The 2,156-nt window shown below is 62.6% G+C and carries 2 protein-coding genes; both read left to right on the top strand.

The annotated features are described in order from the left end of the window. Window positions 1–169: 169 nt before the first annotated feature. Complete coding sequence (gene tnpB, locus ACQKRQ_RS41385; protein WP_003460146.1) at window positions 170–529, top strand: IS66 family insertion sequence element accessory protein TnpB; 360 nt, start codon at window positions 170–172, stop codon at window positions 527–529. A 19-nt stretch (window positions 530–548) separates the two neighbouring features. Beyond that, complete coding sequence (gene tnpC, locus ACQKRQ_RS41380) at window positions 549–2,111, top strand: IS66 family transposase (protein ID WP_011920681.1); 1,563 nt, start codon at window positions 549–551, stop codon at window positions 2,109–2,111. Window positions 2,112–2,156 lie beyond the last annotated feature (45 nt).

The raw sequence follows: 2,156 nt of genomic DNA, 5'->3' as shown, positions 1-2,156 counted from the left end.
ATTACGAAGCGCTGCTGCCGTGGAATTGCTCGCCAGTGAGCGCATCCTGACAGACCCGCCCCATCAGCAGTAGGTGGGGTTTATGGAGCGGTTACCTCCATAAACCCCACCTGCCCATAGCCCGCAGATCATTGGAAGCTGAACTCCCGTTTTCACCGGAGTTCATCCCATGATGCGTCCCGACGCCAAGGTGCAGAAGGTCTACCTCTACCCAAAACCCGTCGATTTCCGCAAATCCATCAACGGCCTGGCCGCTCTGGTCGAGCTGGACATCAAGGTGGAAGTGTTCAACCCCGTGCTGTTCGTGTTCCTCAACCGCACCCGCAGTCAGGTCAAGATCCTCTACTGGGAGCGCAATGGCTTCTGCCTGTGGCTCAAGCGTTTGGAAGCCGAACGCTTCAAGACCAAGCCCGATGCCGGCGACGAGGCCATCGAGCTGACGGTCGATGAGTTGAACTGGCTGCTCGACGGCATCGACCTGTGGCGCAACCGTCCGCACCAGATACTGACGCCGCGTTTCGTGACCTGAGCCGGTATAATCCACGGCCATGATCGCCGTGCCCGCCCCCCTTCCTGACGACCCAATCCTGCTCAAGCATTTACTGCTGCTGGCCAGTGAACAGGCGGCTGCGAAAGATGCTCGCATAGAACAACTTCAGGAACAGGTCGCCCTGCTGCGCCACAAGTTGTTCTCGCCCAAGTCCGAGCGCAGCCCTGAAGACGCCGACTCACCGCAGTTGGCCATGTTCAACGAGGTCGAAGAGCTGATCGAAGCGGCCGCTGCGCCAAGCGAAGCCGAAGCCGAAGCCGAAGCCGAAGCCGAAGAAATCGTTGCGCCGGTCAAGCGCCGTGGCAAGCGCAAGCCGTTGCCGGCCAACCTGCCGCGTGTCGAAGTCATCCACGACCTGCCCGAGCACGAGCTGACTTGCGCCTGTGGCGCCTGCAAACAAGTCATCGGCGAGGAGACCAGCGAACAGCTGGAGATTATCCCGATGCAGGTGCGGGTCATCCGCCATATCCGCAAGACCTACGCCTGCAAGGCCTGCGAAGCGGCGCCGCTCACTGCCGACAAGCCGGCCCAACTGATCGAGAAGAGCCTGGCCAGCCCCAGCGTGTTGGCCATGCTGCTGACCACCAAGTACGCCGACGGCATCCCGCTGTACCGCTTCGAGAAGATGCTCAGCCGCCACGGCGTCGACATACCACGCCAGACCCTGGCGCGCTGGGTGATCCAGAGCGGTGAACAGCTGCAACCGCTGCTCAACCTGCTGCGCGACAAGCTGCTCGAATACCCCGTTTTGCACTGCGACGAAACGCGCCTGCAGGTGCTGCATGAACCGGGACGCGATCCCACCGCGCAGTCCTGGATGTGGGTACAAAGCGGTGGACCACCGGATAAGCCGGTGATCCTCTTCGACTACACCGCCAGCCGCGCGCAGGAGGTGCCGCTGCGCTTGCTCGACGGCTATCGCGGCTACCTGATGACCGACGACTACGCCGGCTACAACGCCGTGGCCGCGCAAGAAGGCATCGAACGCCTCGGCTGCTGGGCGCATGCGCGGCGCAAGTTCGTCGAGGCGCAGAAAGTGCAACCCAAGGGCAAAACCGGCCGTGCCGACATGGCGCTGAACCTGATCAACAAGCTCTACGGCATCGAGCGTGACCTGAAGGACGCCTGCGATACCGAGCGCCTGGTCGCCCGTCAGCAACGCAGCCAGCCGCTGCTCGATCAACTCAAGACCTGGCTGGACAAGACCCAGCCGCAGGTCGTCGGGCAGACGGCGCTGGGCAGGGCGGTGAACTACCTGGCCAGCAACTGGAGAAAGCTGGTGCGCTACGTCGAAGGTGGACATCTGCCGATCGACAACAACCGCGCGGAGAACGCCATCCGCCCGTTCGTTATCGGGCGCAAGAACTGGCTGTTCAGCGACACGCCCAAGGGGGCCACGGCCAGCGCACAGATCTACAGCCTGATCGAAACCGCCAAGGCCAATGGCCAGGAGCCTTACGCCTGGCTGCGCCACATCCTCGAACGCCTGCCGGCCGCCAATAGCGTCGAGGATTACGAAGCGCTGCTGCCGTGGAATTGCTCGCCAGTGAGCGCATCCTGACAGACCCGCCCCATCAGCAGTAGGTGGGGTTTATGGAGCGGTTAC

Source organism: Paraburkholderia sp. NPDC080076 (assembly GCF_050281145.1).
Taxonomy (GTDB): domain Bacteria; phylum Pseudomonadota; class Gammaproteobacteria; order Burkholderiales; family Burkholderiaceae; genus Paraburkholderia.
Note: the sequence above shows the minus strand (reverse complement) of the source record. Positions and strands in the feature narration are given on the sequence as shown.

Coding starts and splice junctions, on each gene's coding strand:
- tnpB (WP_003460146.1), top strand. CDS start 170: ATGATGCGTCCCGACGCCAAGGTGCAGAAGGTCTACCTCTACCCAAAA.
- tnpC (WP_011920681.1), top strand. CDS start 549: ATGATCGCCGTGCCCGCCCCCCTTCCTGACGACCCAATCCTGCTCAAG.